The organism is Pseudomonas sp. GW821-FHT02C04 (assembly GCF_059421845.1).
Map to the genome: position 1 here is coordinate 1 of NZ_JBWKVT010000019.1, position 1,042 is coordinate 1,042.

The 1,042-nt window shown below is 64.0% G+C and carries 1 pseudogene; it reads left to right on the forward strand.

The features are described 5' to 3' along the window. Positions 1-1,042: pseudogene (locus tag AC07VV_RS30445) on the forward strand (type IV secretion protein Rhs); the annotation flags it as partial.

Genomic DNA, 1,042 nt, shown 5'->3' on the forward strand with positions numbered 1-1,042 from the left:
TGATCGAAGCGACCAACGCGGTCGGTGAGAGCGAGCGTTACGACTACGACGACCAGCACGTCATCCTGCAACGACAGTTGAGTGGCGGAGCGAGCTTCTTCTGGGAGTGGGAACGTACCGGCAAGGCGGCGCGTTGCGTGCGGCACTGGGCGTCGTTTTCGCAAATGGACACGCGCTACGTCTGGGACGACGCCGGCAGTGTCACCGTGCATTACGTCGATGGGACTGAGGAAACTTACCTCCACGACGACACCGCGCGGCTGGTGCGTCAGGTCGCCGCTGACGGTGGCGAGCAGCTCAAGGCCTACGACGCGCAGGGCCGCTTGGTCGCCGAACAGGATGCGCTCGGAGCGATCACCGAATACCGCTACGACGATGTCGGACGGCTGATCGCGCTGATTCCGCCGGACGATGCGCCGACGTCCTACGAATACCGCAACGGTTTCCTGCACAGCCGTTCGCGTGGTGATGCGCAGTGGACGTACCGGCGCAATGCCCAGGGCGATATCACCGAAGCCGTCGACCCCGACGGGCATGTCACCCATTACCACTACGACCCGCAGGGGCGGTTGCTGTCGATCCGTTATCCGGACAGTGGTCGCCATGTGTTCGTCTGGAACGACCTAGGGCAACTGGTCGAGGAGAGTCTGCCGGACGGTGGGGTGCGCCGGTTTTCCTACGATGCGTTGGGGCGGCGGATTACTGCGCAGGATGAGCATGGCGCGGTCACCCACCACGCCTGGGACGCCGTTGGCCGGCTGATCCAGACCACCTCGCCGACCGGTGCCACCCGCGCCTGGTCCTACAGCGCCTACGGCCAGATCACCGCCGAGCGCGATGAGCTGGGGCGGATCACCCGTTACGAGTATGACGACGACCTGCATCTGGTCAGCCGGCGAATCAACCCCGACGGCACGCGGCTGCAGTACCGATACGACCATGCGCAGCTGTTGCTGACGGAAATCGAGAACGAATCCGGGGAAAAATACCGGCTGGACTACACGCCGACCGGATTGATCCGACAGGAAACCGGCTTCGATGG